The organism is Streptomyces sp. NPDC102451 (assembly GCF_044765485.1).
Classification (GTDB): Bacteria; Actinomycetota; Actinomycetes; order Streptomycetales; family Streptomycetaceae; genus Streptomyces.
Genome location: NZ_JBIWKD010000019.1, coordinates 62,353 through 82,919, shown reverse-complemented (window position 1 = coordinate 82,919; position 20,567 = coordinate 62,353). Strand labels below are relative to the sequence as shown.

Here is a 20,567-nt window from a genome sequence, read left to right as displayed (position 1 = left end):
GCCCCCTCCGCGGAGTTCCTACGCCGAATCCCTGCGCACCAGTTCGGTGGGGAGGATGACCGCGGCCGGGTCCTCCCCGCCGATCTGCGCCAGCAGCACCCGCACCATCTCGGCGCTGATCCGGTCCCACGGCTGGCGGACCGTCGTCAGCTCCGGGCGCGCCGCGAGCGCCGCGGGCGAGTCGTCGAAGCCGCCGACCGCGATGTCCTGCGGCACCCGCCGGCCCGCCCGCTCCAGCGTGCTCAGCACGCCCTGCGCCATCAGGTCCGACGCGACGAACACCGCGTCCACATCGGGCGCCCGCTCCAGCAGCAGCGCGGCCGCCGCCTCACCGCCCGCCCGGCTGTAGTCGCCCGGCACGATCAGGGACTCCTCCACCGGCAGCCCGCACTCGGCGAGCGTCTCCCGGTAGCCGGCCAGCCGGTCCACCCCGCCCGGGGTGTCCAGCGGACCGGTGACCGTGGCGATCCGGCGGCGCCCCGCCCCGTACAGGTAACGCACCATGTCCCGGGCGCCGTGCCGGTCGTCCGCCGCCACATAGCTGACCCGCGATCCCTGCCCGAGCGGTTTCCCGCAGGCCACCAGCGGCACCCCGGCCTCGTGCAGCTGGGCGGCGACCGGGTCACCGGAGTGGCTGGAGACCAGCAGCACCCCGTCCACGTGCCCGGCGATGTACCGCATGTTGCGACGGCGCTCGGCCTCCGTGCCCGCGATCATCAGCAGCAGCGGGATGTCGTGCGCGGCGAGCGCGGTGGTGCAGCCCCGCAGCAGCACATTGAAGTTCGGGTCCTCGAAGAAGCGCTCCTGGGGCTCGGTCAGCAGGAACGCCACCGAGTCGGAACGCCCGGTGATCAGGGACCTGGCATGCCGGTTCACGGTGTAGCCGGTCCGCCGGATGGCGGACTGAACCGCGTCCAGCGCGGCCGGGCTGACGTTGTGACCGCCGTTGAGCACCCGGGAGACGGTGCCCCGGGAGACCCCGGCCTCCCGGGCGACGTCGTGGATCGTCGGCGGCCGGCGGCGTCCCGTACCGTTCTGTTCTGTGCGGCTCATGGTGCTGATCTTTCATGAAGAGGTGCCCTGTTGAGGAGCTGTCAGGACTTTACGGCGCCGGAGAGCAGGTCGAGGCTCCAGAACCGCTGGATCACCAGGAACAGGGCGATCAGCGGGATGATCGCCAGCAGCGCTCCGGTGATGACCAGCGTGTAGAGCGCCGGAGTGTTCGAGCCCTGCTGGAGCAGCGTGTAGAGCCCCAGGGTCACCGGGAACTTCTCGTCGTCGCCGAGCATGATGTAGGGCAGCAGGAAGTTGTTCCAGACCGCCACGAACTGGAACAGGAACACCGTCACCAGCCCCGGCAGCATCATCGGCAGCGCAATGGTCCGGAAGATCCGCCACTCGCCGCCGCCGTCCATCCGCCCCGCCTCGATCACATCCACCGGCACGGCTGCCGCCGCGTAGATCCGGGCGAGGTAGACGCCGTACGGGGAGAGGATCAGCGGCAGCAGCACCGAGAGGTAGGAGTCGGTCATGTCGGCCTCGGCCAGCAGCAGGTACTGCGGCACGGCCAGGATCACCGGAGGCATCAGCACCCCGGCGAGCAGGATGTTGAAGACCGTCTCCTTGCCGCGGAAGCGGTACACGGCCAGCGCGTACCCCGAGACCGCGGACACCGCCGTGGAGAGCAGCGCGCCCACCCCGGCGTAGAAGGCCGAGTTGGCCATCCACTTCCAGTACACCCCGTCGCGGTACTCCGTGAGTTCGCTGACGTTGTCGGCGAACCCGGAGCCGGGCAGGAAGGTGAAGGTGGAGAACAGCTCGCTGCCGGACTTCGTCGAGGCGACCAGCACCCAGACGACGGGCAGCAGGCAGTACACCGCGCCGAGGAGCAGCGCGGCCGTGGGCACGAGCGCGGGGCGCCGGCGGCCGGGGGCGGCGAGTGACTGGGTGCTCATCGGGAGTCTCCCTGCTTCGTACGGGAGTTGGCCGCCCTGAGGAAGCCGAAGGACAGGGCGAGGGTGGCGATGGCGATGATGACCGCCTGGGCCGCCGCCGCGTGGATGTCGTTGTTGACGAAGGCGTCCTGGTAGACCTTCATCAGCGGACTCCAGGTGGTGGACAGCGAGTTGGTGAGCGGCTTCAGCGTGGTGGGCTCGCTGAACACCTGGAGCGTCGCGATGATCGAGAAGAAGAACGTCAGGATCAGCGAGGGCGCCACCATCGGGATCTTGATCCGCAGCGCGATCTGGAGCTGCGAGCAGCCGTCGAGCCGCGCCGCCTCGAAGATCTCGGCCGGGATCGCCCGCAGCGAGGTGTAGATCACGATCATGTTGAAGCCGGTGCCGCCCCACACCGCGATGTTCGCCAGCGAGAGGTACAGCGGCCCGCCGTCCAGCAGATCGGGCTGCGGAAGCCCCAAGGTGTCGAGCACGTACAGGAAGGGGCTGACGTCGGGCAGATACAGGAAGCCCCACATCAGTGCGGCGATGACGCCCGGGATCGCGTACGGCAGGAAGATCGCCAGCCGGGTGAAGCCGCGCGCACGGAGCCCGTCGGTGTCCAGCAGCAGGGCGAAGAGCAGGGCGAGGCCGAGCATCACCGGGACGACGATCGCGCCGTAGCCGAGGATGCGCAGCGCCCCGTGCAGCAGCTCCGAGTCGGAGAGCGCGTCGGTGTAGTTGGCCAGGCCCGCCCAGATCTCGTCGCGGGCGCCCTTGCCGAGGCCGAGCCCCTTGACCTCGGTCCTGCGGAAGCTGAGGTACACGGCGTAGCCGATGGGCAGGGCGAAGAAGAGCAGGAAGAGGACGGTGGCGGGGACCAGGAAGGCGTACGGGGCGCTCTTGACCCCGTACGCCTTCCTGCGGGGCGTGCGTGTCACTCCGAGACTCCGAAGCCCTGCTTCTTCAGGTCCGCGACGGTGGCGTCCTGCATGGCGGTCAGCGCGGGGCCGAAGTCCGACTTGTTCTTGGCGGCCGCGGCGAAGTTGTCCTTGAAGGCGCTGTACGCGACGTTGACGTTCGGGCCCCAGGCGGCCGGGGCGGTGCCCTGGGCGATCTTGGCGGCCTCGGTGTAGAAGGCGGGCTGGTTGGAGAAGTAGTCCGGCGCCTTCGCCAGCGCGCCACCGGTCTGGGCGGCCGTCGCGGCGGGGTAGATGCCGCTCTCCTTCACCAGCGCGGCGAGGGCCGCCGGGTCGGTGTTCAGCCACTTCGCGAAGGTCGCGGCGGCCTTCTTGTTCTTGGAGTCGGTGGTGACCGCCGTGGACGAGCCGCCCCAGCTGCCCGTGACGTTCTCACCGGCCGTCCACTGGGGGAGCGGGGCCATCGCCCACTTGCCCTTCGTCTCGGGAGCGGCGGTGGTCAGGGTGCCCGGTGCCCAGACCGCGCTGACCCAGGCGATCTGCTTGCCGGTGTTGAGCGCCTTGTTCCAGGCCGGGGTGTACATCGGCTGGTTGTCGATGGCGCCCTCCTTCACCAGACCGCCCCAGAAGTCCGCGACCTTCTGCGTGGCCGGGTCGTCGATGGCGACCTTCCACTTGTCGCCGCCCGTCGTCCACCACTGCGCGCCCGCCTGCTGGGCGAGCCCTGCGAAGAGGCCCGAGTCGTTGGAGGAGAAGGTGGTGAGGTCCTTGTCCGGGGCCTTCTTCTTCAGCGCGCGTGCGGTCTCGGCGAACTCGTCCCAGGTGGTGGGCACGGTCAGGCCGTACTGCTCGAACAGGTCCTGGCGGTAGTAGAACATCAGCGGGCCGGAGTCCTGCGGCAGGGCGTACAGGACGTCCGAGCCGAGCGTCGCCTGCTGCCAGATCCCGTCGGCGAACTGGCTCTTCGCGTCGCCGGCCTCGTCGGATATGTCGGCGAGGACGTCGTTGGAGACCAGGGTGGGGAGCGCCTGGTACTCGGCCTGGACCAGGTCGGGGGCCTTGTGGGCCTTCGCCGCCGTGATGATCTTGGTGACCAGGTCGTCGCCTGAGGCCTGCTTCTTCACCGTGACGGTGATCCCGGCCTCCTTGCCCGGGCCCTTGTTCCAGATGTCCGCGACCTTGTCCAGGCCGGGCGCCCACGCCCAGTAGGTCAGCGAGGCGGGCCCGGACGCGGCCGGCTCGTCGCCGCCGGTGTCCGAGCCGCACCCCGTGAGCAGGGCGGTGGCGGCGAGGGCTGCGGCGGTGGACACCGCGACGGTGCGGTATTTCATGGTTTCTCCCCTGACGAGACGAACAGACACCTCGGCGGACCGGCCGGTGCGGCGCTGTGAGCGTTCACAGTAGAGAAACGAAACCGACACTTGTCAATGGTTGTTGCTGTGCGGTTATGTTGGCCCTGCGCCGCCGAGAGTGTGTGTGCACGTTCCCAGAAGTTGTCCGAAAGAGCCAGGAGCTGTCCATGCCGCACTCAGAATTCGCGCCCTACCCGGCCGGCCTGCGCAAGCTGGCCTTCGGCGGTGACTACAACCCCGAGCAGTGGCCCGAAGAGGTCTGGCACGAGGACGTACGCCTGATGCGGGAGGCCGGTGTGACCATGGTCAGCGTCGGGATCTTCTCCTGGGCGCTGCTGGAACCCGAGCCGGGCGTCCACGACTTCGGCTGGCTCGACCGCCTCCTGGACCTGCTGCACGTCAACGGCATCCGCGCCGACCTCGGCACCCCCACCGTCGCCCCGCCGGCCTGGTTCTACCGCGCCCACCCCGAAGCCCTGCCGGTCACCCGGGACGGCGCACGCCTCGCCTTCGGATCGCGCGGCGCCATCTGTCACAGCTCGCCCGCCTACCGAGCGGCGGCGGCGGACATCACCGAACAGCTCGCCCGCCGCTACGCCAACCACCCCGCCCTCGCGATGTGGCACGTCCACAACGAGTACGGCGTCCCCGTCAGCGCCTGCTACTGCGACACCTGCGGCGCGCACTTCCGCCGCTGGCTCACCGCCCGCCACGGCTCCGTCGACGGGGTCAACGAGGCCTGGGGCACCGCCTTCTGGGGCCAGCGCTACCGCACCCTCGACGACATCGACCCGCCCCGCACCACCCCGACCGTCGGCAACCCCGCCCAGCAGCTGGACTACGCCCGCTTCGCCGACGCCACCATGCGGGAGAACTTCACCGCCGAGCGCGACGTCCTGCACCGGCTCGCCCCCGGCATCCCGGTCACCACCAACTTCATGACCGCCCTCAGCCAGTGCGAGTCGATCGACTACTGGGCCTGGGGCCGCGAGGTCGACCTCGTCACCAACGACCACTACCTGATCACCGACGGCCGCCGCACCCACGTCAACCTCGCCATGGCCGCCGACCTGACCCGCTCGGTCGCGGGCGGCGCGCCCTGGCTGCTGCTCGAACACTCCACCAGCGGCGTCAACTGGCAGCCCCGCAACCCCGCCAAGCGTCCCGGCGAGATGGCCCGCAACAGCCTGGCCCACGTCGCCCGCGGATCCGAGGGAGCCATGTTCTTCCAGTGGAGGCAGTCCCGGCGCGGGGCCGAGAAGTTCCACTCCGCGATGGTCCCGCACGCCGGCACCGACTCACGGATCTGGCGCGAGGTGAGCGCGCTCGGCGCCGGACTCGGCCTGCTGGAGGGCATCCGCTCCACCCGGACCGTCGCCGACGTGGCGATGCTCTGGGACTGGGAGTCCTGGTGGGCCCAGCGCCTGGAGTGGCGCCCGAGCGAGGACCACGACGCCCGCGAGCGCGCCGACACCTTCTACGCCTCGCTCTACGACCGCCACCTCACGGTTGACTTCGCCCACCCGGACGCCGACCTCTCCGGCTACCCGCTGGTCGTCGTCCCCGCCCTCTACCTCACCACCGAGGAGAGCGGCCGTAACCTCCGCCGGTACGTCGAGAACGGCGGCACCCTCGTCGTCTCGTACTTCTCCGGCATCGTCGACGCCGACGACGCGGTGCACCCCGGCCCCTACCCGGGCGCGCTCCGGGACGTACTCGGCCTGACCGTCGAGGAGTTCTCCCCGCTCGGCGAGGGCGGCACCGTACACCTGATCACCCCCGAGGGCGCCCCCGAAGGCCCGGAGCTGACCGGCGACCTCTGGTCGGACGTGGTGATCCCGCGCGGCGCCGAGACGGTCTGGTCGTACGCCGACGGCATCCCGGCGGGCCGCCCCGCCGTCACCCGCAACCGGCTCGGCGAGGGCACCGCCTGGTACCTCTCCACCCGGCTCTCCGGCCCGGACCTGGACGCCGTCCTGGAACGTGCCGCCGCCGACGCCGGGATCGAGCCCCGCACCCATCTCCCGTACGACGTCGAGGTCGTACGCCGCACGGGCGACACCGGCAGTTACCTCTTCGTGATCAACCACTCCGGTACCGACGCCGATGTGGCGCTGGACGCCCCCGGCACCGAACTCCTCACCGGAGAGCCCGCCGTGGACAAGCTCGCCGTACCGGCGGGCGAGGTCCGTGTCGTACGGCTCGACGGCTGAGGCGCCCATCCGTTAGCCCGCACAACTGTCGAAGGGACATCGACGATGTACGGAACGACGCACACCCGCGCGAGAGCGGCCGGGGCGGTGGCCGCACTGTCCGGCCTCGTGTTCGCCGCGCTCCCCGCCCAGGCCGCCCACGCGGCCACCGCCCCCGTCAACACAGGCTTCGAATCGGGTGCCACCGGCTGGTCGACCCACTCGGCCGGGGGCCAGAACGCGGCCTCCTTCACCGAGGCGGGCGGCCACGGCGGCAGCACCCGGCTCAGCCACTGGTCGGCCTCGGCGTACAAGGTCGAGACCTACCAGTACCTCAGCGGCCTCACCGACGGCACGTACACCCTCAGCGCCTGGGTGCGCTCCGGCGGCGGCCAGAACTCCGCCTCCATCGCGTTGCGCAACTGCGGCTCCGCCGAGCAGCGCACCGACCTGCCGCCGACCGCGAACGGCGACTGGGTCCGGCTCGTCACGTCCGTCAAGGTGACCGGCGGAGCCTGCACGATCAGCCTCAACTCCGATGCCCACGCGGGGGAGTGGGCCAACTTCGACGACATCACCTTCACCCCCGGGTCCACCGGGCTGAGCGTCAGGGGCGGTGACCTCTCCACCCTCCCGAAGAACGAGGCGCACGGCGCGACGTACAGCGACGCGAGCGGCCGGGCCGGGGACGCCATGAGCATCCTCAAGAGCTCCGGGATGAACTACGTACGCCTCAAGGTCTGGGTGAACCCGGCCGACGGCTACAACGACAAGGCCCATGTCCTCGCCATGGCCAAGCGCGCCAAGGCCCTCGGGATGAAGACGCTCGTCGACTTCCACTACTCCGACGCCTGGGCCGACCCGGGCAAGCAGAACAAGCCCGCCGCCTGGGCCGGACACGGCTACAGCCAGCTCCGTACGGACGTCTACAACCACACGTACGACGTGCTGAACGCGCTCAAGGCCCAGGGCACCACCGCCGACATGGTGCAGATCGGCAACGAGATCAACGGTGGAATGCTCTGGCCGGAGGGGGCGACGAGCAACTGGTCGCAGCTCGCCGGTCTTCTCACCTCCGGGGCGAACGCGGCGAAGGCGGTCTCCTCCACGACCCAGGTGGCTCTGCACCTGGCCGAGGGCGGCGACAACGCGGGCACCCGCTGGTGGTTCGACAACGCGGTGGCGCAGAAGGTGCCCTTCGACGTCATCGCCCTCTCGTACTACGCCTACTGGCACGGCTCACTGGCCGAACTCCAGACCAACCTGGACGACGCCGCGTCGCGCTACGGCAAGCCGGTCATGGTCGCGGAGACGGCGTACGCCCATACGCTCGCGAACGACGACGGCCTGGAGAACAACGTGGCCACCGCAAGCCAGCTGGTCACCGGCTACCCGGCGACCCCGGCCGGCCAGGCGGCGAACCTCCGCGACGTCATGAACGTCGTCGAGGCCGTACCGAACGGCCGGGGCCTGGGCGCCGTCTACTGGGAACCGGCCTGGACCGCCGTCACCGGCAGCGGCTGGGACCCGGCCGACCCGGCGTCGGGCAACGCGTGGGAGAACCAGGCGGTGTTCGACTACGACGGCAAGCTGCTGCCGGCGGCCGGATGGTTCTCCCACCGGTAGCCACTACAGCGGCGCACCGTGCCACTTCCACGAGGTGACACGGTCGCGGCCCGGCAGATCCGCGCGGCCGGTGGACCACAGCAGGACGGTCCACCGGTCCTCGTCGTCCGGGGCCTCGGGGAACAGCCGGGCCAGCACCCGGTCGCAGAGGTCCCGGGGCGGGGTCCAGGAGAGCGACAGCCCGGCGGCGACGTCATGGGCGTGGACCAGGGTCTCGACGATGCCCATCGCGGCGAAGCCCTCGGGGTCGGACACACCGTACGAGTGGTAGGACCGGAGGTCGGGAGAGGCCGTCCGGACCATCGCGGTCAGCAGCGCGCCGCTCGCCTCCAGCGTCTGGAGCAGGCCCGCGGTCCCCGCCTCCGGGTTCGCGAAGATCGAGTTCCAGGGGCCGCCCTCGCGCTCCGGGGCCCAGCGGTAGGGGACCTCGGTCTCCAGCGACGGCTTGCGGGGGCCGAGCTGGACGGCGTACGCGAAGAGGTCGTCGCTCAGGTGCTCCACGGTCTCCCAGCAGTCCCACGTCAACGACCCTGCGGGGACACGCCAGTTGTCCACCGGGGACGCCGCGAGGGCGTCGACGGCGAGCCGTACCGCCAGCGTCACGTCGTCGGCGGTGACCGGAAGCCGTGTGCCGGTGAGCGCCGCGCGTTCGGCGGCCCCGCACTCCACGCAGAACTCGTTGCCCTCCGGATCGGCCAGCGTCGCCCAGCCCCGGCCGTTCGGCTTGCGGTGGTCGGCGACCAGCGTCGCGCCCAGGGCGAGCAGCCGCTCGACCTCCTCATCGCGGGTACGGCGCTCGGGGCGGACGTCCAGATGGATCCGGTTCTTGCCGCTCTTGGGTTCCGGCACGGTGACGAAGAGCAGCGCGGCGCCCGGCGCCTCCACGAGGGCCTCGGGATCGCAGGGCGCGTCGTCGTCGGAGACCGGCGAGCCGAGCACCTCGGCCCAGAAGAGGGCCAGTTCGTAGGCGTCGGCGCAGTCGATGGTGATGTGCTGTACGAGCGAAGTCATGGGCGCCACTGTCTCCGCTGATCCGTGCCGGGTCCAGCGAGTTGTACGGTCCGGCAGCCCCTACGGGCGCGTCAGGGCCGCCCGCACCAGGGAACGCGCCAGCTCGATGCTGCCCGGAAGGGTGTCGAGCGGGAGGGGCTGCGTGGCGAGGGCGCCCTCGTGCAGCACGAGGAGCTGGGTGGCCAGCGCGCCGGGGGCCGGGCAGCCCGCAGCGCCGGCGAGGTCCTCGAACAGGTTCACGAGCCAACGCTTCTGGTCCGCGGCGATGACGTACGCGGGATGGGAGGCGTCCGGGAGCTCGGCCAGGGCGTTGATGAAGGCGCATCCGCGGGCGTTGGTCCCGCTCCAGACCCGCAGCGCCTCGAAGGGGGCGGTGACGGCCTCGACGGGATCGTCGCAGGCGTCCACGGCGGCGCGGACGAGCGACCGCCAGCGCTGGTCACGTTCCGCGAGGTAGGCGGCCACGAGCCGGTCCTTGGAGCCGAACTGGTTGTACAGGGTCCGCTTGGTCACCCCCGAGTGCTCGGCGATCAGATCCACGCCGACCGCCGTGATGCCGCGGTCGTAGAACAGCTCCTCGGCGGCCGCGACGATGCGCCGGCCGGCCGGAGTCAGGGGGCGTGTGTCCTGCATCAGCGTTCCTTCACCGATCGGTGTACCGTGGAGTGTGTTCACAGATCAGTATACCTAGCAGGAGGTCGAGCGATGGACGTGCCCGGAACCATGCGAGCAGTACGGATCGCGGAGCACGGAGGGCCCGAGGTCCTCCAGCCGGCAGAGGTCGCCGTGCCCGAGCTGCGGGCGGGAGAGGTGCTGGTCAGGGTCGCCGCCGTAGCCCTGAACAACACCGACCTGTGGACCCGGGAGGGTGCGTACGGCCGTCCGGGAGACCCGAAGGCGCTGTCGGGCTGGCGCGGTCCGATCGGCTTCCCGCGCATCCAGGGCGCCGACGTGGCCGGCCGGGTCGTGGCCGTCGGTTCCGGCGCGGACGAGAGCCTCGTCGGCCGCCGGGTGGTCGTCGACCCGGCGATCTACGACTCGGAAGGACCGGACGCGAACCCGGTGGGCCTGATGGGGAGCGAACGCGACGGCGGTTACGCCGAGTACGTGACCGCACCGGCGGAGCGGGTGCACGACGTGACGGAATCCCCGCTCACGGACGACCAGCTCGCGACGTTGCCGACCGCCTACGGCACGGCCCTGGGCATGATCGAGCGGGGCCGGCTGCGGGAGGGCGAGACCGTCCTGGTCTCAGGAGCGTCCGGCGGTGTCGGCATCGCGCTGATCCAGATCGCCCGTGCGCGCGGCGCGAGGGTGCTCGCCATCAGCAGCGGATCCAAGATCGACGTGGTGCGCGAGGCGGGCGCACACGACGTCGTCGACCGGGCACGGGACGTCGTCGAGCAGATCCGCGCCGCCGCCCCGGAAGGCATCGACGTCGCACTCGACGTCGTCGCCGGGGACCTGGTGGGGGAAGGGCTGCCGCTGCTGCGCGAGGGCGGCCGGTGGGTCGTCGCCGGCGCGCTCGGCGGGTACGACGTGACGTTCGACGTACGCCGTCTCTACCTGCACAACGCGCAGGTGATCGGCTCCGCGATGCACACGCCCGCGCACTTCGCCCTCCTCATGGACCTGGCCCGGCAGGGCCGGATCCGGCCCGTCATCGCCGCGACGTTCCCGCTGGACCAGGCCGCCGAGGCGCAGGAGGAGCTCGCCCTCAGGGGGCACGTGGGGAAGATCGTCATGCGCCCCTGACAGAGGGAGGGGCGGGACGCTCGACGCGTCCCGCCCCTCCTGACCGCAGCCCGGCCCTACTGCACCGGCGTGAAGTCGCGCGCCCCGATGAACTCGGGCCGGCGGATCGGAGCCGAGAAGGGCTCCTGCGCCGGGTTCTCCACGCTGTTGAACACGATGAACACGTTGCTGCGCGCGTACGGGGTGATGTTGTCACCCGATCCGTGCATCGCGTTGCAGTCGAACCAGGTCGCCGAACCGGCCGCGCCCGTGAAGAGCTTGATGCCGTGGCGGTCGGCCATCTTCGTCAGCGCCTCGTCGGACGGGATGCCCGCGTCCTGCATCTGGAGCGACTTCTTGTAGTTGTCCTTCGGCGTCTCGCCCGCACAGCCCAGGAACGACTTGTGCGAGCCGGGCATGATCATCAGCCCGCCGTTGGTGTCGAAGTTCTCCGTCAGCGCGATCGAGACGGACACGGTCCGCATGTTCGCCAGACCGTCCTCGGCGTGCCAGGTCTCGAAGTCCGAGTGCCAGTAGAAGCCCGACGCCCCGAACCCCGGCTTGACGTTGATCCGTGACTGGTGGACGTACACGTCGGAGCCGAGGATCTGGCGGGCCCGGCCCACCACACGCTCGTCGCGGACCAGCTTCGCGAAGACGTCACTGATCTTGTGGACCTCGAAGACGGACCGCACGCTCTGCGACTTCGGCTCGACGATCGAGCGTTCGTCGGCACGGACGGCCGGGTCGGAGATCAGCCGGTCCAGCTCGGCACGGTAGCCCAGGACTTCGTCCGGTGTGATGAGCTGGTCGATGGCGAGGAAGCCATCGTGCTCGAAGGACTGCAGGTCCTTCGCGGCGATCGGCCCCGGCGCGCCCGGCGCGGACCAGATGACCGGGTCCTGGCGGGGAGTGGTCATCTCGGCGGCGCCGCGCGAGGGGTACAGGTCGGCGCGTACATCGGTGGTCATGGTTCAGCCCTCCTCTGTCAGCAGCGGGTAGACACCGTTCTCGTCATGGTCCTCCCGTCCGGTGACGGGGGGATTGAAGACGCACACACACCGGAAGTCGGTCTTCGGCCTCAGCGTGTGGTGCTCGTGCCCGTTCAGCAGGTACATCGTGCCGGGGGAGATCCAGTGCTTCTCGCCGGTCTCGTCGTTGGTGAGCTCGGCCTCGCCCTCGGTGCACAGAACGGCCTCGATGTGGTTCGCGTACCACATCGACGTCTCCGTGCCCGCGTACAGCACGGTCTCGTGGAGAGAGAAGCCCACCTTCTCCTTGGCGAGCACGATGCGCTTGCTCTCCCAGGTACCTGAAGCGGACTTGATGTGCCGGTCGGTGTTCTCGATGTCACTGAAAGATCGGACGATCACGGTGGGATGGTGCCTTTCTGTTCTGTCCTGCTCTGTGGTGCGCCTGCGCGGGGGCGTACCCCCGCTCAGGCGGTCTCGCGGACGGACCGGGCCAGCGTGCGCAGGCCCTCGTCCAGCTCTTCGGGGGTGACGGTCAGCGGCGGGAGCAGCTTCACGACCTCGGACTGCGGGCCGGAGGTCTCCAGCAGCAGGCCCAGCTCGAAGGCGCGCGCGCAGACGGCGGAGGCACGCGCGGGGTCGTCGAACTCCAGGCCCCAGACCAGTCCGCGGCCGCGGAACTGCGCGGTCTCCTCCTCGCCGCAGATCGCCAGCAGCGTCTGCTCCACCTGCTCGCCACGGGCCAGCGTCTGCTTCTCCATCTGCCCGTCGGCCCAGTAGGCGTCGAGCGTGGCGGCGGCGGTGACGAACGCGGGGTTGTTGCCGCGGAAGGTGCCGTTGTGCTCGCCGGGCTCCCAGATGTCCAGCTCGCCCTTGAAGAGGCAGAGCGACATCGGCAGGCCGTAGCCGCTGATGGACTTCGACAGCGTGACGATGTCCGGGACGATGCCGGCCTCCTCGAAGGAGAAGAAGCCGCCGGTCCGGCCGCAGCCCATCTGGATGTCGTCGACGATCAGGAGCATGTCCTGGCGGTGGCACAGGTCTTGGAGGGCGCGCAGCCACTCGGCGCGGGCGACGTTGATGCCGCCCTCACCCTGCACGGTCTCCACGATCACCGCGGCGGGCTTGTTCAGCCCGGAACCCTGGTCCTCCAGGAGCCGCTCGAACCAGAGGAAGTCGGGGACCTTGCCGTCGAAGTAGTTGTCGAACGGCATCGGGGTGCCGTGCACCAGCGGGATGCCGGCGCCGGCGCGCTTGAAGGCGTTGCCGGTCACGGCGAGCGAGCCGAGCGACATGCCGTGGAAGGCGTTGGTGAACGAGACGACGGACTCGCGGCCCTTGACCTTGCGGGCGAGCTTCAGCGCCGACTCGACGGCGTTGGTGCCCGTCGGGCCGGGGAACATCACCTTGTACGGCAGGTCACGGGGGCGCAGGATCACGTTCTCGAAGGTTTCGAGAAACGCCCGCTTGGCCGTCGTGGCCATGTCCAGGCCGTGGGTGATGCCGTCGCGCTCGATGTAGTCGATGAGCGCGCGTTTCAGCACCGGGTTGTTGTGGCCGTAGTTGAGGGATCCGGCACCGGCGAAGAAGTCGAGGTACGAGTGTCCGTCCTCGTCGGTCAGGCGGGCGCCCTGCGCGCGGTCGAACACGGCGGGCCAACTGCGGCAGTAGCTGCGTACTTCCGACTCCAGGGCCTCGAAGACGCTCAGGGCGGGCGGGGTGATGGTCACAGCTGATCTCCTGCTCGAGGGGGGTGTGACGGGCGGCGGGTCAGGCGTGCCCGGGGAAGCCGCGCCCGGGCGGGGCGCGGAGGGGCGCTGGGAGGCCCTAGAACGGACCGATGCGGTAGAGCACCTCCGGCAGGTGCGTTCCCTCGGGGAACAGCGCCCCCTCGAAGAGCACCTCGTGCTCCAGCGGCGCGTCGTGCCGCTGTGCGAAGGACGTGAACAGCCGGTCGGAGGCGGCGTTGTCCGGGGTGATGGTCGTCTCGACCGATGCCAGGCCCTGGTCGGAGGCGACCCGGGCGGTCAGTGCGTCCAGCAGTGTGGCCGCCAGTCCCTTGCCACGGTGGGCCTGGTCGACGGCCACCTGCCAGACGACGAGCGTCTCGGGGCGGTCGGGGCGGATGTATCCGGTCACGAAGGCGATCGGGTCGCCGTTCTCGTCGCGGGCGACCACGGAGGTCGCCGCGAAGTCACGGCACCACAGCAGGTAGCTGTACGAGGAGTTGAGATCCAGGACCTCGGAGTCGCGGGCAATGCGCCAGATCGCGGCTCCGTCCTCCACTCGCGGGGTGTCGATTCTGAGGAATTCGCTTCGGGCACTTGCAAAATCTGCTGGTGCGGCGGTCATGCGAATTGAATTTACCCAGCAAAAATCAAAATTGCATCGCCGCAGGGGGTTGGGTCGGCGAGCCCGTTGTGTTATCACGCAGGCGCGGGCCCGGCCCGATCGGGGGGCGATTTCGCCTGTCGTGTCCGGAATTTATCGCCCATAGCGGACTCGGTGTGGGGTCGGTCACATCGTTGTAACTCTCCTGACATCCCTCCGGATCGACTGGGCCGATCGGGTGAAAACTGTGGCGTTTAGCCTCTAAGAACGGGGGAAGAAGAATGCGGGGAGCTGCTCCCGATAAAGCAGCTCCCCTTTTCGCGTCGAATAAAGCGGCCGTTGCGGTCCGCAATTAATTCAGCTGTTCGGCCAGGTTTCCGTCACGGCTGCGCGGGCAGCATCGATGTCGGTCGTCCGGCCCGCGCCCTCCAGCGCGTCGCCCAGGGCGGCCAGCGACGACAGCACCGCGTCCCGCGTCGCGTGCACACCGTAGTGATTGACCCGGACCATCTCCTTGGACAGCGCCCCGCCACCCGCGATCAACGGCAGCGAGGGGTCGGCGGCCATCGCCCGGCCGACCAGCTCCGCCGCGTCGAGATCCGCCGGTACGCGCAGGGTCGTGGCGACCGGCGCCGCGTCACGGGCGTCGTGGACGTACGGCTCCAGCCCGCCGCCGAGCGCCGAGGCGCCCGCCCGGGTCGCCGCGGCGGCCGACGCGTGCCGTGCCATGACCGTAGCCGGGCCGTCCGCCTCGATCCGGTCCAGGCACGCGTCGAGCGCCAGCATCTCCAGCTGGGCGGGCGCGTGCGGGAGCGCCCTGCGGCCCCCGTCGATCCAGCGGGCCTTCCAGTCCAGCAGCGAGAGGTACGACCGGCGCGGGGCCCGCGGGTTGGCGGCCATCCGCTCCCACGCACGCGCGCTCACGGACACGGCGGACACCCCGGCCGGGCCGCCCATGGCCTTCTGCGCGCCGATGACGCACAGGTCCACGCCCCATTCGTCCACCAGCAGCGGCTCCGCCCCCACCGACGCGACGGCGTCCACCATGAACAGCGCGCCGTGCTCCCGGACCACCTCGCCGATCTCACCGACCGGGTTGGTGTTGCCGGTCGCCGCCTCGGCGTGCACGAGCGACACGAAGTCGATCTCCGGGTGCTCGGCGAGCGCCCGACCGACCTGCTCGGCGGTGACCGCGGTGTGGAACGGCACCGCCAGGTCCACGACCTCGGCGCCGCAGTCGCGCAGCCAGTCGCCGAAGGTCTGGCCGTACGGCCCGGTGACGACGTTCAGCGCGGTCGAACCGGGCCGGGCGCCGCCCCGGATGCAGCCTTCGAGGGGCAGCAGCGCCTCCCCCTGCATGATGACGACGTCCTGCTCGGTGGCGAGGAGGCCGGCCACCCGCCGCTCGATCGCAGCGAAACGCGCGGCGGTGAGCGGGGCGAGGTCGAGGAACGGGTGTGTCACGGTGCTGCTCTCTTCGGGTCGGCCGGTGCGCTGTCAGCGCCTGCGCGTCGAGGGTACCCAGCACCCTCCCTGACCTCCGCGGCCTCCTCGTACAGTGCTGTCCATGAGCGATCACGAGGTGGCGCCGGTGCTGCGGATCAAGGGGCGGGTGCTCGTCGGGCCCGACGAGGTGAGGGACGGACTCTGGGCGGTCGGCGGGCGGATCACCTATGAGCGGCCGCCGGGCGCGGACGACGCCGTGACGCTCACCGGCTGGGTGCTGCCCGGCCTGGTCGACGCGCACTGCCATGTGGGGCTCGACCACCAGGGGCCCGTCGACGCGGCCACCAGCGAGAAGCAGGCCCTCACCGACCGTGAGGCCGGCACGCTGCTCATCCGGGACGCGGGATCACCCTCCGACACCCGGTGGACCGACGAGCGCGAGGACCTGCCGAAGATCATCAGGGCGGGGCGTCACATCGCCAGGACACGCCGTTACATCCGCAACTTCGCCCACGAGATCGAGCCCGGTGACCTCGTCGCCTACGTCGCCCAGGAGGCCCGGCGCGGCGACGGCTGGGTCAAGCTGGTCGGCGACTGGATCGACCGGGACGCCGGTGACCTGACCGCCTGCTGGCCGCGCGGCGAGGTCGAGGCCGCGATCGCCGAGGCGCACCGGCTCGGCGCCCGGGTCACCGCCCACTGCTTCGCCGAGGACGCGCTGCGGGACCTCGTGGAGGCCGGGATCGACTGCATCGAGCACGCGACGGGACTGACCGAGGACACCATCCCGCTCTTCGCGGAGCGCGGCGTGGCGATCGTCCCGACCCTGGTCAACATCGCCACCTTCCCCGGCCTGGCGGCAGCGGGCGAGGCCCGGTATCCACGCTGGTCCGCCCATATGCGGCGGCTGCACGAAGCCCGGTACGAGACCGTGCGCGCGGCCTACGACGCGGGGATCCCGGTCTTCACCGGCACGGACGCGGGCGGGTCGCTGGCCCACGGCCTGATCGCGGATGAGGTGGCCGAACTGGTGAAGGCCGGCATCCCGCCCCTCGACGCGCTCTCCGCGACGGCCTGGGGTGCCCGGCGGTGGCTCGGCCGTCCGGTGCTCGACGAAGGGGCCCCGGCGGACCTGGTGCTGTACGACGAGGACCCCAGGGGAGACGTACGGGTGCTGGCGTCCCCGCGCACGGTGGTGCTCAACGGGCGGGTGATGGGCTGATCGCCGGTCGACCCCCTCAGGGGCGCCGTGTTGACCGGCGGTGACCCCGGGCGCCGCGTCTCGTTGAATCACCTCGGTGCGCCGCCGGGAGCCTCCGGTGAGCATGCCTCCGGAGCAGTGAAACGGGTGGTTCCGAGGAACTCCTGTGCCGGTGGATTCGAATGTGCACACGGAAACCCCTCTTTGGAGTGAACTGGCGCAAGGCGTCTGTCAGTTCACCCTCTGTGCGTAAAGATTCACGGAGTCGAGGCCACCGGTGCCCGCGATGTCCCCCATTGGACGGCTCCGGTGGCTCCATGTCTCTTGTGGGGGTTCCACCATCTTGAACAGCAACACCTTCCGTTCGGCTGCCCTGGCGATCGCCGCCGCTCCCGTCGCACTGCTCGTCGCCGTCCCCGCGCACGCAGCCACCGCGACGACCCCGGCCACTCCGTCCGGCGGCCACGGAAAGGCGAGCGCGGTCGTGCTCCGCGCCGGGCTCGACGTCTCGCTCCTGAACAAGTCCGTCCAGGTGCCGCTCAAGGCCACGCTCAACGAGGTCCACGCCCCGGCGAGCGCCGAGAAGACCGCGCTCACCGTGGAGCTCGACGGCGTCGAGAAGGGCCGTCCCGTCCATGTGCTCAAGGCGGATGTGGCGACCGCGAACGCCACGGTGGACGCCCACAAGGCGGAGGGCTACAGCAACCTCGCCGAGGCGCGGGTGCACGTGCCGGGTCTGCCGCGCCTCTCGCTGATCGAGGTCGAGAAGGTCACCTCGAAGGCCGTGTGCGAGGTGGGCCACAAGCCGGTCGCCGAGTCGAACGTGCTGGGGCACGTGACGGTGCTCGGCAAGAAGATCCGGCTCACGTCGGGCGGCACGACGAAGGTCGAGGTGCCGGGCGTCGGTGACGTGACGCTCGACCTGTCGAAGACGGACACGACCACGCGGACGGCGGCCGCGACGGCGCTGCAGCTGCGGGTGTCCGTGAACCCGCTGAAGCTCAACGTCGCCGAGGTGGAGGGCGAGGTCACGCTGGCCGAGGCGACGTGCGAGACGCCCAAGGGCGGCGGCTCCGGCCACGGCGGTTCCGGGAACGGCGGTTCGGACGACGGGGGTTCGGACGACGACGGCGCCTCCGGCAACGGCGGGTCGACGGGCGGCGACAGCGGCTCAGGTGACACGGGCTCCGGTGACACCGGCTCCGGCGACACCGGCAAGGACACCGACACCGACACCGGCTCCGGTGACACCGGAGACAAGGCGGAGCCCGTCGACGTGAAGCCGCAGACCGGCACCGACCCGGTCCAGGCCTCCGGCTCCGGCGACCTCGCCGAGACCGGATCCAGCTCCTCGACCCCGTACCTCGCGGGTGGAGCCGCCGTCCTGCTGGCGGTCGGGGCCGGCGCCACGGTCATCGCCCGCAGGCGCGCCCGGGGCTGACCACCTCTCAGGGGGAGCGGTGCCCGCACGGTGGAGCACCGCTCTCCCCACGCCCGGAGGGCCGTCAGCCGACGGCTCTCCGGGGCAGCCCCTGCAGGGCGAGGTCGAACGCCTGCAGGAACCTGTTGGTCGTCACACGGTCGCGCACGGCCAGCCGCAGCCACTCGCTGCCCAGCCCGGGGAACGTGTCCCCGCGCCGCGCCGCGAACCCGCGCGAGCGCAGCAGATGCCGCACCTCGTCCGCCCGCTCCAGCCGCAGCAGCACGAACGGCCCGGCGGCCGGCTCCACCACCTCCACCTCGCTGAACTCCGCCAGCCCGGCCAGCAGATGGGCCCGGTCCACCGCGATCCGGTCCGCCGCGTCCGCCGCCTCGACCAGCGCACGCGGCTCCATGCACGCCTCGGCCGCCGCCAGCGCGGGGGAGGACACCGGCCACAGCGGCTGCGCCTCCTGCAGCAGGGCGACCGTAGCCGGTTCGGCCAGTACGTAGCCGATCCGCAGCCCCGCCAGCCCCCATGTCTTCGTCAGGCTCCGCAGCACCACGAGACCGGGCACGTCCGTACGCCCGCACAGCGCCTCACGCTCGCCCGGCACGGCGTCCATGAAGGCCTCGTCGACCACCAACGTCCGCCCGGGCCGCGCCAGCCGCTCCAGCACCCCCGCGGGATGCAGCACGGACGTCGGGTTGGTCGGGTTGCCGATCACCACCAGATCCGCGTCCTCGGGCACCGCCGCCGGATCCAGCCGGAAGCCGTCCTCCGGGCGCAGCAGCACCCGCCCGACCTCGTGCCCCGCCGCGCGCAGGGCCGCCTCCGGTTCCGTGAACTGCGGATGGACGACCACCGGCCGGCGGGCGGGCAGGGCCCGGGCGATCAGCACGAACGCCTCGGCGGCGCCCGCCGTGAGCAGAACCCTTTCCTCGGGCAGCCCGTGCCGTCCGGCGACCGCCGTCCGCGCCGGCCGCCCGTCCGGATAGGAGGCCAGCGACCCCAGCGACGCGGCTATCCGCTGCCGCAGCCAGTCCGGGGGTGTGCCGGTCCGTACGTTGACGGCGAGGTCGGTCAGATCCAGGCCGCGTACTTCCGCGTCGCCGTGGTGCCGCAGATCGGGCCCGGCGCTCTCTATGTGCTTCGTGGGGGGCAGCATGGCAGCAATGTTGAACGGCTCGGGGCCATTCGTCGATGCCGAGGGAGGGTCCGGTACGTTCCGGCGGGCCACCGCACAGGTCGCCGACGCCGACTTCCGCTTGGGGACGAGCAGTTCACCGCCGTCCATGAGCGCCGCCGCCTCCGCGACCGACCCGGTGGCCACCGCCCTACGCGGCGCCGCCGACGGGCTGGGTACGGGGACCGCCGCCAGCGCCTCGGCCGTGTACGACCGCACCGGCACCCCCAGACTCTCTGCGGCCCCGGCGATCCCCGGCTCGTCCGCCCTGGCCTCCAGGGTGGCCAGCACGGCCACGTCACCGGCCGTCAGCCCAGCCTCGTCGAGCGTCCGCCGGATCAGCCCGAGCACCTCCTCTGCCCGGACCCCGCGACGGGCCCCGACACCGACGACGAGCGCGGTTCGGTTCATGGGGGAGGGTCCTTCCGGGGGACACGGGCTGAGGCGGGAGAGCTCTGAGGGTGCGCGAGGCGGGTTCGATCCGCTAGCAAGGGCCCATGGCGGTATTCGTCGCGCTCGGCGCGTTCCTGATGACCCTGGCGGGCGGCTGGGTCGCGCAGCGCGTCAGCGACCGCCGGCACCTCGTGCTCGGCTTCGCGGGCGGACTGATGCTGGGCGTCGTCGGTCTCGACCTGCTGCCCGAGGCGGTGGAGGCCGCGGGCGGCCTCGTCTTCGGCGTACCGGCCGCCCTGCTGCTCTTCGTGGGCGGCTTCCTGATCGCCCATCTCGTCGAGCGCTCGCTGGCCGTTCGCCAGGCGGCACACGGGGCGGGCGAGGAACGGGTGCCGCAGGTCGGGCTGACGGCGGCGGCCGCGATGGTGGGCCACAGCCTGATGGACGGCATCGCCCTCGGCGCGGCCTTCCAGATCGGCGGCGGGATGGGAGCCGCCGTCGCGCTCGCCGTCATCACCCACGACTTCGCCGACGGGTTCAACACGTACACGATCACCAGCCTCTACGGGAACGCCCGCCGCAAGGCGCTGCTGATGCTGTACGCGGATGCCCTGGCCCCGATCGTCGGCGCGGCCACCACGCTGCTGTTCACCCTTCCGGAGGAACTGCTCGGCTGCTATCTCGGATTCTTCGGCGGGGCGCTCCTCTATCTCGCCGCGGCCGAGATCCTGCCCGAGGCGCACCACGACCACCCGGCCCGCTCCACCCTGCTGTGCACGGTCGCGGGGGTGGGCTTCATCTGGCTGGTGGTCGGCATCGCGGAGTGACCTGGTCCCCAGCAGCGCTC

General features: G+C 71.1%; 18 protein-coding genes. 6 read left to right on the top strand and 12 right to left on the bottom strand.

Annotated features, from left to right (window positions below):
• Nucleotides 1-18 precede the first annotated feature (18 nt).
• The 4 genes from ACIRD8_RS31325 to ACIRD8_RS31310 are packed head-to-tail and all read right to left on the bottom strand — an operon-like array spanning nt 19 to nt 4,188.
• The gene (locus tag ACIRD8_RS31325) at nt 19-1,053 is read right to left on the bottom strand and encodes a LacI family DNA-binding transcriptional regulator (protein ID WP_403999003.1); all 1,035 of its coding nucleotides are present in this window, start codon (nt 1,051-1,053) and stop codon (nt 19-21) included.
• Between the two features lie 41 nt (nt 1,054-1,094).
• Nucleotides 1,095-1,955, bottom strand: coding sequence for a carbohydrate ABC transporter permease (locus ACIRD8_RS31320; protein ID WP_403999000.1), 861 nt, complete (start codon nt 1,953-1,955; stop codon nt 1,095-1,097).
• Nucleotides 1,952-2,878, bottom strand: coding sequence for a carbohydrate ABC transporter permease (locus tag ACIRD8_RS31315; RefSeq protein ID WP_403998997.1), 927 nt, complete (start codon nt 2,876-2,878; stop codon nt 1,952-1,954). Before ACIRD8_RS31315 ends, ACIRD8_RS31320 begins: the two co-directional genes overlap by 4 nt.
• Nucleotides 2,875-4,188, bottom strand: coding sequence for an extracellular solute-binding protein (locus ACIRD8_RS31310; RefSeq protein WP_403998994.1), 1,314 nt, complete (start codon nt 4,186-4,188; stop codon nt 2,875-2,877). Before ACIRD8_RS31310 ends, ACIRD8_RS31315 begins: the two co-directional genes overlap by 4 nt.
• Nucleotides 4,189-4,376: 188 nt before the next feature.
• Between ACIRD8_RS31310 and ACIRD8_RS31305 the strand changes: the two genes are divergently transcribed.
• Together ACIRD8_RS31305 and ACIRD8_RS31300 are read left to right on the top strand one after the other, a co-directional pair.
• Complete coding sequence (locus tag ACIRD8_RS31305) at nt 4,377-6,422, top strand: beta-galactosidase (protein WP_403998991.1); 2,046 nt, start codon at nt 4,377-4,379, stop codon at nt 6,420-6,422.
• Nucleotides 6,423-6,467: 45 nt separating this feature from the next.
• Nucleotides 6,468-8,027 carry an arabinogalactan endo-beta-1,4-galactanase gene (locus tag ACIRD8_RS31300; protein WP_403998988.1) on the top strand — a complete coding sequence of 520 codons (1,560 nt, stop codon included), beginning with the start codon at nt 6,468-6,470 and terminating at the stop codon, nt 8,025-8,027.
• Nucleotides 8,028-8,030: 3 nt separating this feature from the next.
• Here the strand turns inward: ACIRD8_RS31300 and ACIRD8_RS31295 are convergent, their stop codons facing one another.
• Nucleotides 8,031-9,038, bottom strand: coding sequence for a VOC family protein (locus tag ACIRD8_RS31295; protein WP_403998985.1), 1,008 nt, complete (start codon nt 9,036-9,038; stop codon nt 8,031-8,033).
• Nucleotides 9,039-9,098: 60 nt separating this feature from the next.
• Nucleotides 9,099-9,671: a TetR/AcrR family transcriptional regulator gene (locus ACIRD8_RS31290; RefSeq protein WP_403998982.1), complete on the bottom strand. Its 573-nt coding sequence runs from the start codon at nt 9,669-9,671 to the stop codon at nt 9,099-9,101.
• Between the two features lie 72 nt (nt 9,672-9,743).
• Here ACIRD8_RS31290 and ACIRD8_RS31285 point away from each other — a divergent pair, with 72 nt between their 5' ends.
• On the top strand, nt 9,744-10,793 hold the full coding sequence (locus ACIRD8_RS31285) for a zinc-binding dehydrogenase (protein WP_403998979.1): 1,050 nt from the start codon (nt 9,744-9,746) through the stop codon (nt 10,791-10,793).
• Nucleotides 10,794-10,849: 56 nt separating this feature from the next.
• Here ACIRD8_RS31285 and thpD read toward each other — a convergent pair whose 3' ends face one another.
• The 5 genes from thpD to ACIRD8_RS31260 all read right to left on the bottom strand — a co-directional run bounded on the left by thpD (nt 10,850) and on the right by ACIRD8_RS31260 (nt 15,538).
• The gene (thpD, locus tag ACIRD8_RS31280) at nt 10,850-11,743 is read right to left on the bottom strand and encodes an ectoine hydroxylase (RefSeq protein ID WP_403998976.1); all 894 of its coding nucleotides are present in this window, start codon (nt 11,741-11,743) and stop codon (nt 10,850-10,852) included.
• A gap of 3 nt (nt 11,744-11,746) precedes the next feature.
• Nucleotides 11,747-12,145: an ectoine synthase gene (locus ACIRD8_RS31275; RefSeq protein ID WP_099176037.1), complete on the bottom strand. Its 399-nt coding sequence runs from the start codon at nt 12,143-12,145 to the stop codon at nt 11,747-11,749.
• Between the two features lie 65 nt (nt 12,146-12,210).
• Nucleotides 12,211-13,473, bottom strand: a complete 1,263-nt coding sequence (ectB, locus tag ACIRD8_RS31270) for a diaminobutyrate--2-oxoglutarate transaminase (RefSeq protein WP_403998974.1) — start codon at nt 13,471-13,473, stop codon at nt 12,211-12,213.
• Between the two features lie 97 nt (nt 13,474-13,570).
• The gene (gene ectA / locus ACIRD8_RS31265) at nt 13,571-14,095 is read right to left on the bottom strand and encodes a diaminobutyrate acetyltransferase (protein ID WP_403998971.1); all 525 of its coding nucleotides are present in this window, start codon (nt 14,093-14,095) and stop codon (nt 13,571-13,573) included.
• A gap of 336 nt (nt 14,096-14,431) precedes the next feature.
• A complete protein-coding gene (locus tag ACIRD8_RS31260; protein ID WP_403998968.1) occupies nt 14,432-15,538 on the bottom strand; it encodes a pyridoxal-phosphate-dependent aminotransferase family protein in 1,107 nt (368 codons plus the stop codon).
• 103 nt (nt 15,539-15,641) lie between these two features.
• Here ACIRD8_RS31260 and ACIRD8_RS31255 point away from each other — a divergent pair, with 103 nt between their 5' ends.
• Entirely contained in the window at nt 15,642-16,742 is a 1,101-nt protein-coding gene (locus ACIRD8_RS31255) for an amidohydrolase family protein (protein WP_403998965.1), read from the top strand.
• A gap of 322 nt (nt 16,743-17,064) precedes the next feature.
• Entirely contained in the window at nt 17,065-18,162 is a 1,098-nt protein-coding gene (locus ACIRD8_RS31250; protein ID WP_403998962.1) for an SCO1860 family LAETG-anchored protein, read from the top strand.
• A gap of 64 nt (nt 18,163-18,226) precedes the next feature.
• Here the strand turns inward: ACIRD8_RS31250 and cobC are convergent, their stop codons facing one another.
• Nucleotides 18,227-19,738 (bottom strand): Rv2231c family pyridoxal phosphate-dependent protein CobC, encoded by a 1,512-nt coding sequence (gene cobC / locus ACIRD8_RS31245; protein ID WP_403998959.1) that lies wholly within the window; start codon nt 19,736-19,738, stop codon nt 18,227-18,229.
• Nucleotides 19,739-19,824: 86 nt separating this feature from the next.
• Between cobC and ACIRD8_RS31240 the strand changes: the two genes are divergently transcribed.
• Entirely contained in the window at nt 19,825-20,547 is a 723-nt protein-coding gene (locus ACIRD8_RS31240) for a ZIP family metal transporter (protein WP_403998956.1), read from the top strand.
• The last annotated feature ends 20 nt before the right edge of the window (nt 20,548-20,567 follow it).

Bases quoted from the DNA above. Each gene is read 5' to 3' on its own strand.
- ACIRD8_RS31240 (WP_403998956.1), top strand. From the start codon at position 19,825: ATGGCGGTATTCGTCGCGCTCGGCGCGTTCCTGATGACCCTGGCGGGC.
- ACIRD8_RS31300 (WP_403998988.1), top strand. From the start codon at position 6,468: ATGTACGGAACGACGCACACCCGCGCGAGAGCGGCCGGGGCGGTGGCC.
- thpD (WP_403998976.1), bottom strand. From the start codon at position 11,743: ATGACCACCGATGTACGCGCCGACCTGTACCCCTCGCGCGGCGCCGCC.
- ACIRD8_RS31320 (WP_403999000.1), bottom strand. From the start codon at position 1,955: ATGAGCACCCAGTCACTCGCCGCCCCCGGCCGCCGGCGCCCCGCGCTC.
- cobC (WP_403998959.1), bottom strand. From the start codon at position 19,738: ATGAACCGAACCGCGCTCGTCGTCGGTGTCGGGGCCCGTCGCGGGGTC.
- ectA (WP_403998971.1), bottom strand. From the start codon at position 14,095: ATGACCGCCGCACCAGCAGATTTTGCAAGTGCCCGAAGCGAATTCCTC.
- ACIRD8_RS31255 (WP_403998965.1), top strand. From the start codon at position 15,642: ATGAGCGATCACGAGGTGGCGCCGGTGCTGCGGATCAAGGGGCGGGTG.
- ACIRD8_RS31295 (WP_403998985.1), bottom strand. From the start codon at position 9,038: ATGACTTCGCTCGTACAGCACATCACCATCGACTGCGCCGACGCCTAC.
- ACIRD8_RS31285 (WP_403998979.1), top strand. From the start codon at position 9,744: ATGGACGTGCCCGGAACCATGCGAGCAGTACGGATCGCGGAGCACGGA.
- ACIRD8_RS31305 (WP_403998991.1), top strand. From the start codon at position 4,377: ATGCCGCACTCAGAATTCGCGCCCTACCCGGCCGGCCTGCGCAAGCTG.
- ACIRD8_RS31290 (WP_403998982.1), bottom strand. From the start codon at position 9,671: ATGCAGGACACACGCCCCCTGACTCCGGCCGGCCGGCGCATCGTCGCG.
- ACIRD8_RS31310 (WP_403998994.1), bottom strand. From the start codon at position 4,188: ATGAAATACCGCACCGTCGCGGTGTCCACCGCCGCAGCCCTCGCCGCC.
- ACIRD8_RS31325 (WP_403999003.1), bottom strand. From the start codon at position 1,053: ATGAGCCGCACAGAACAGAACGGTACGGGACGCCGCCGGCCGCCGACG.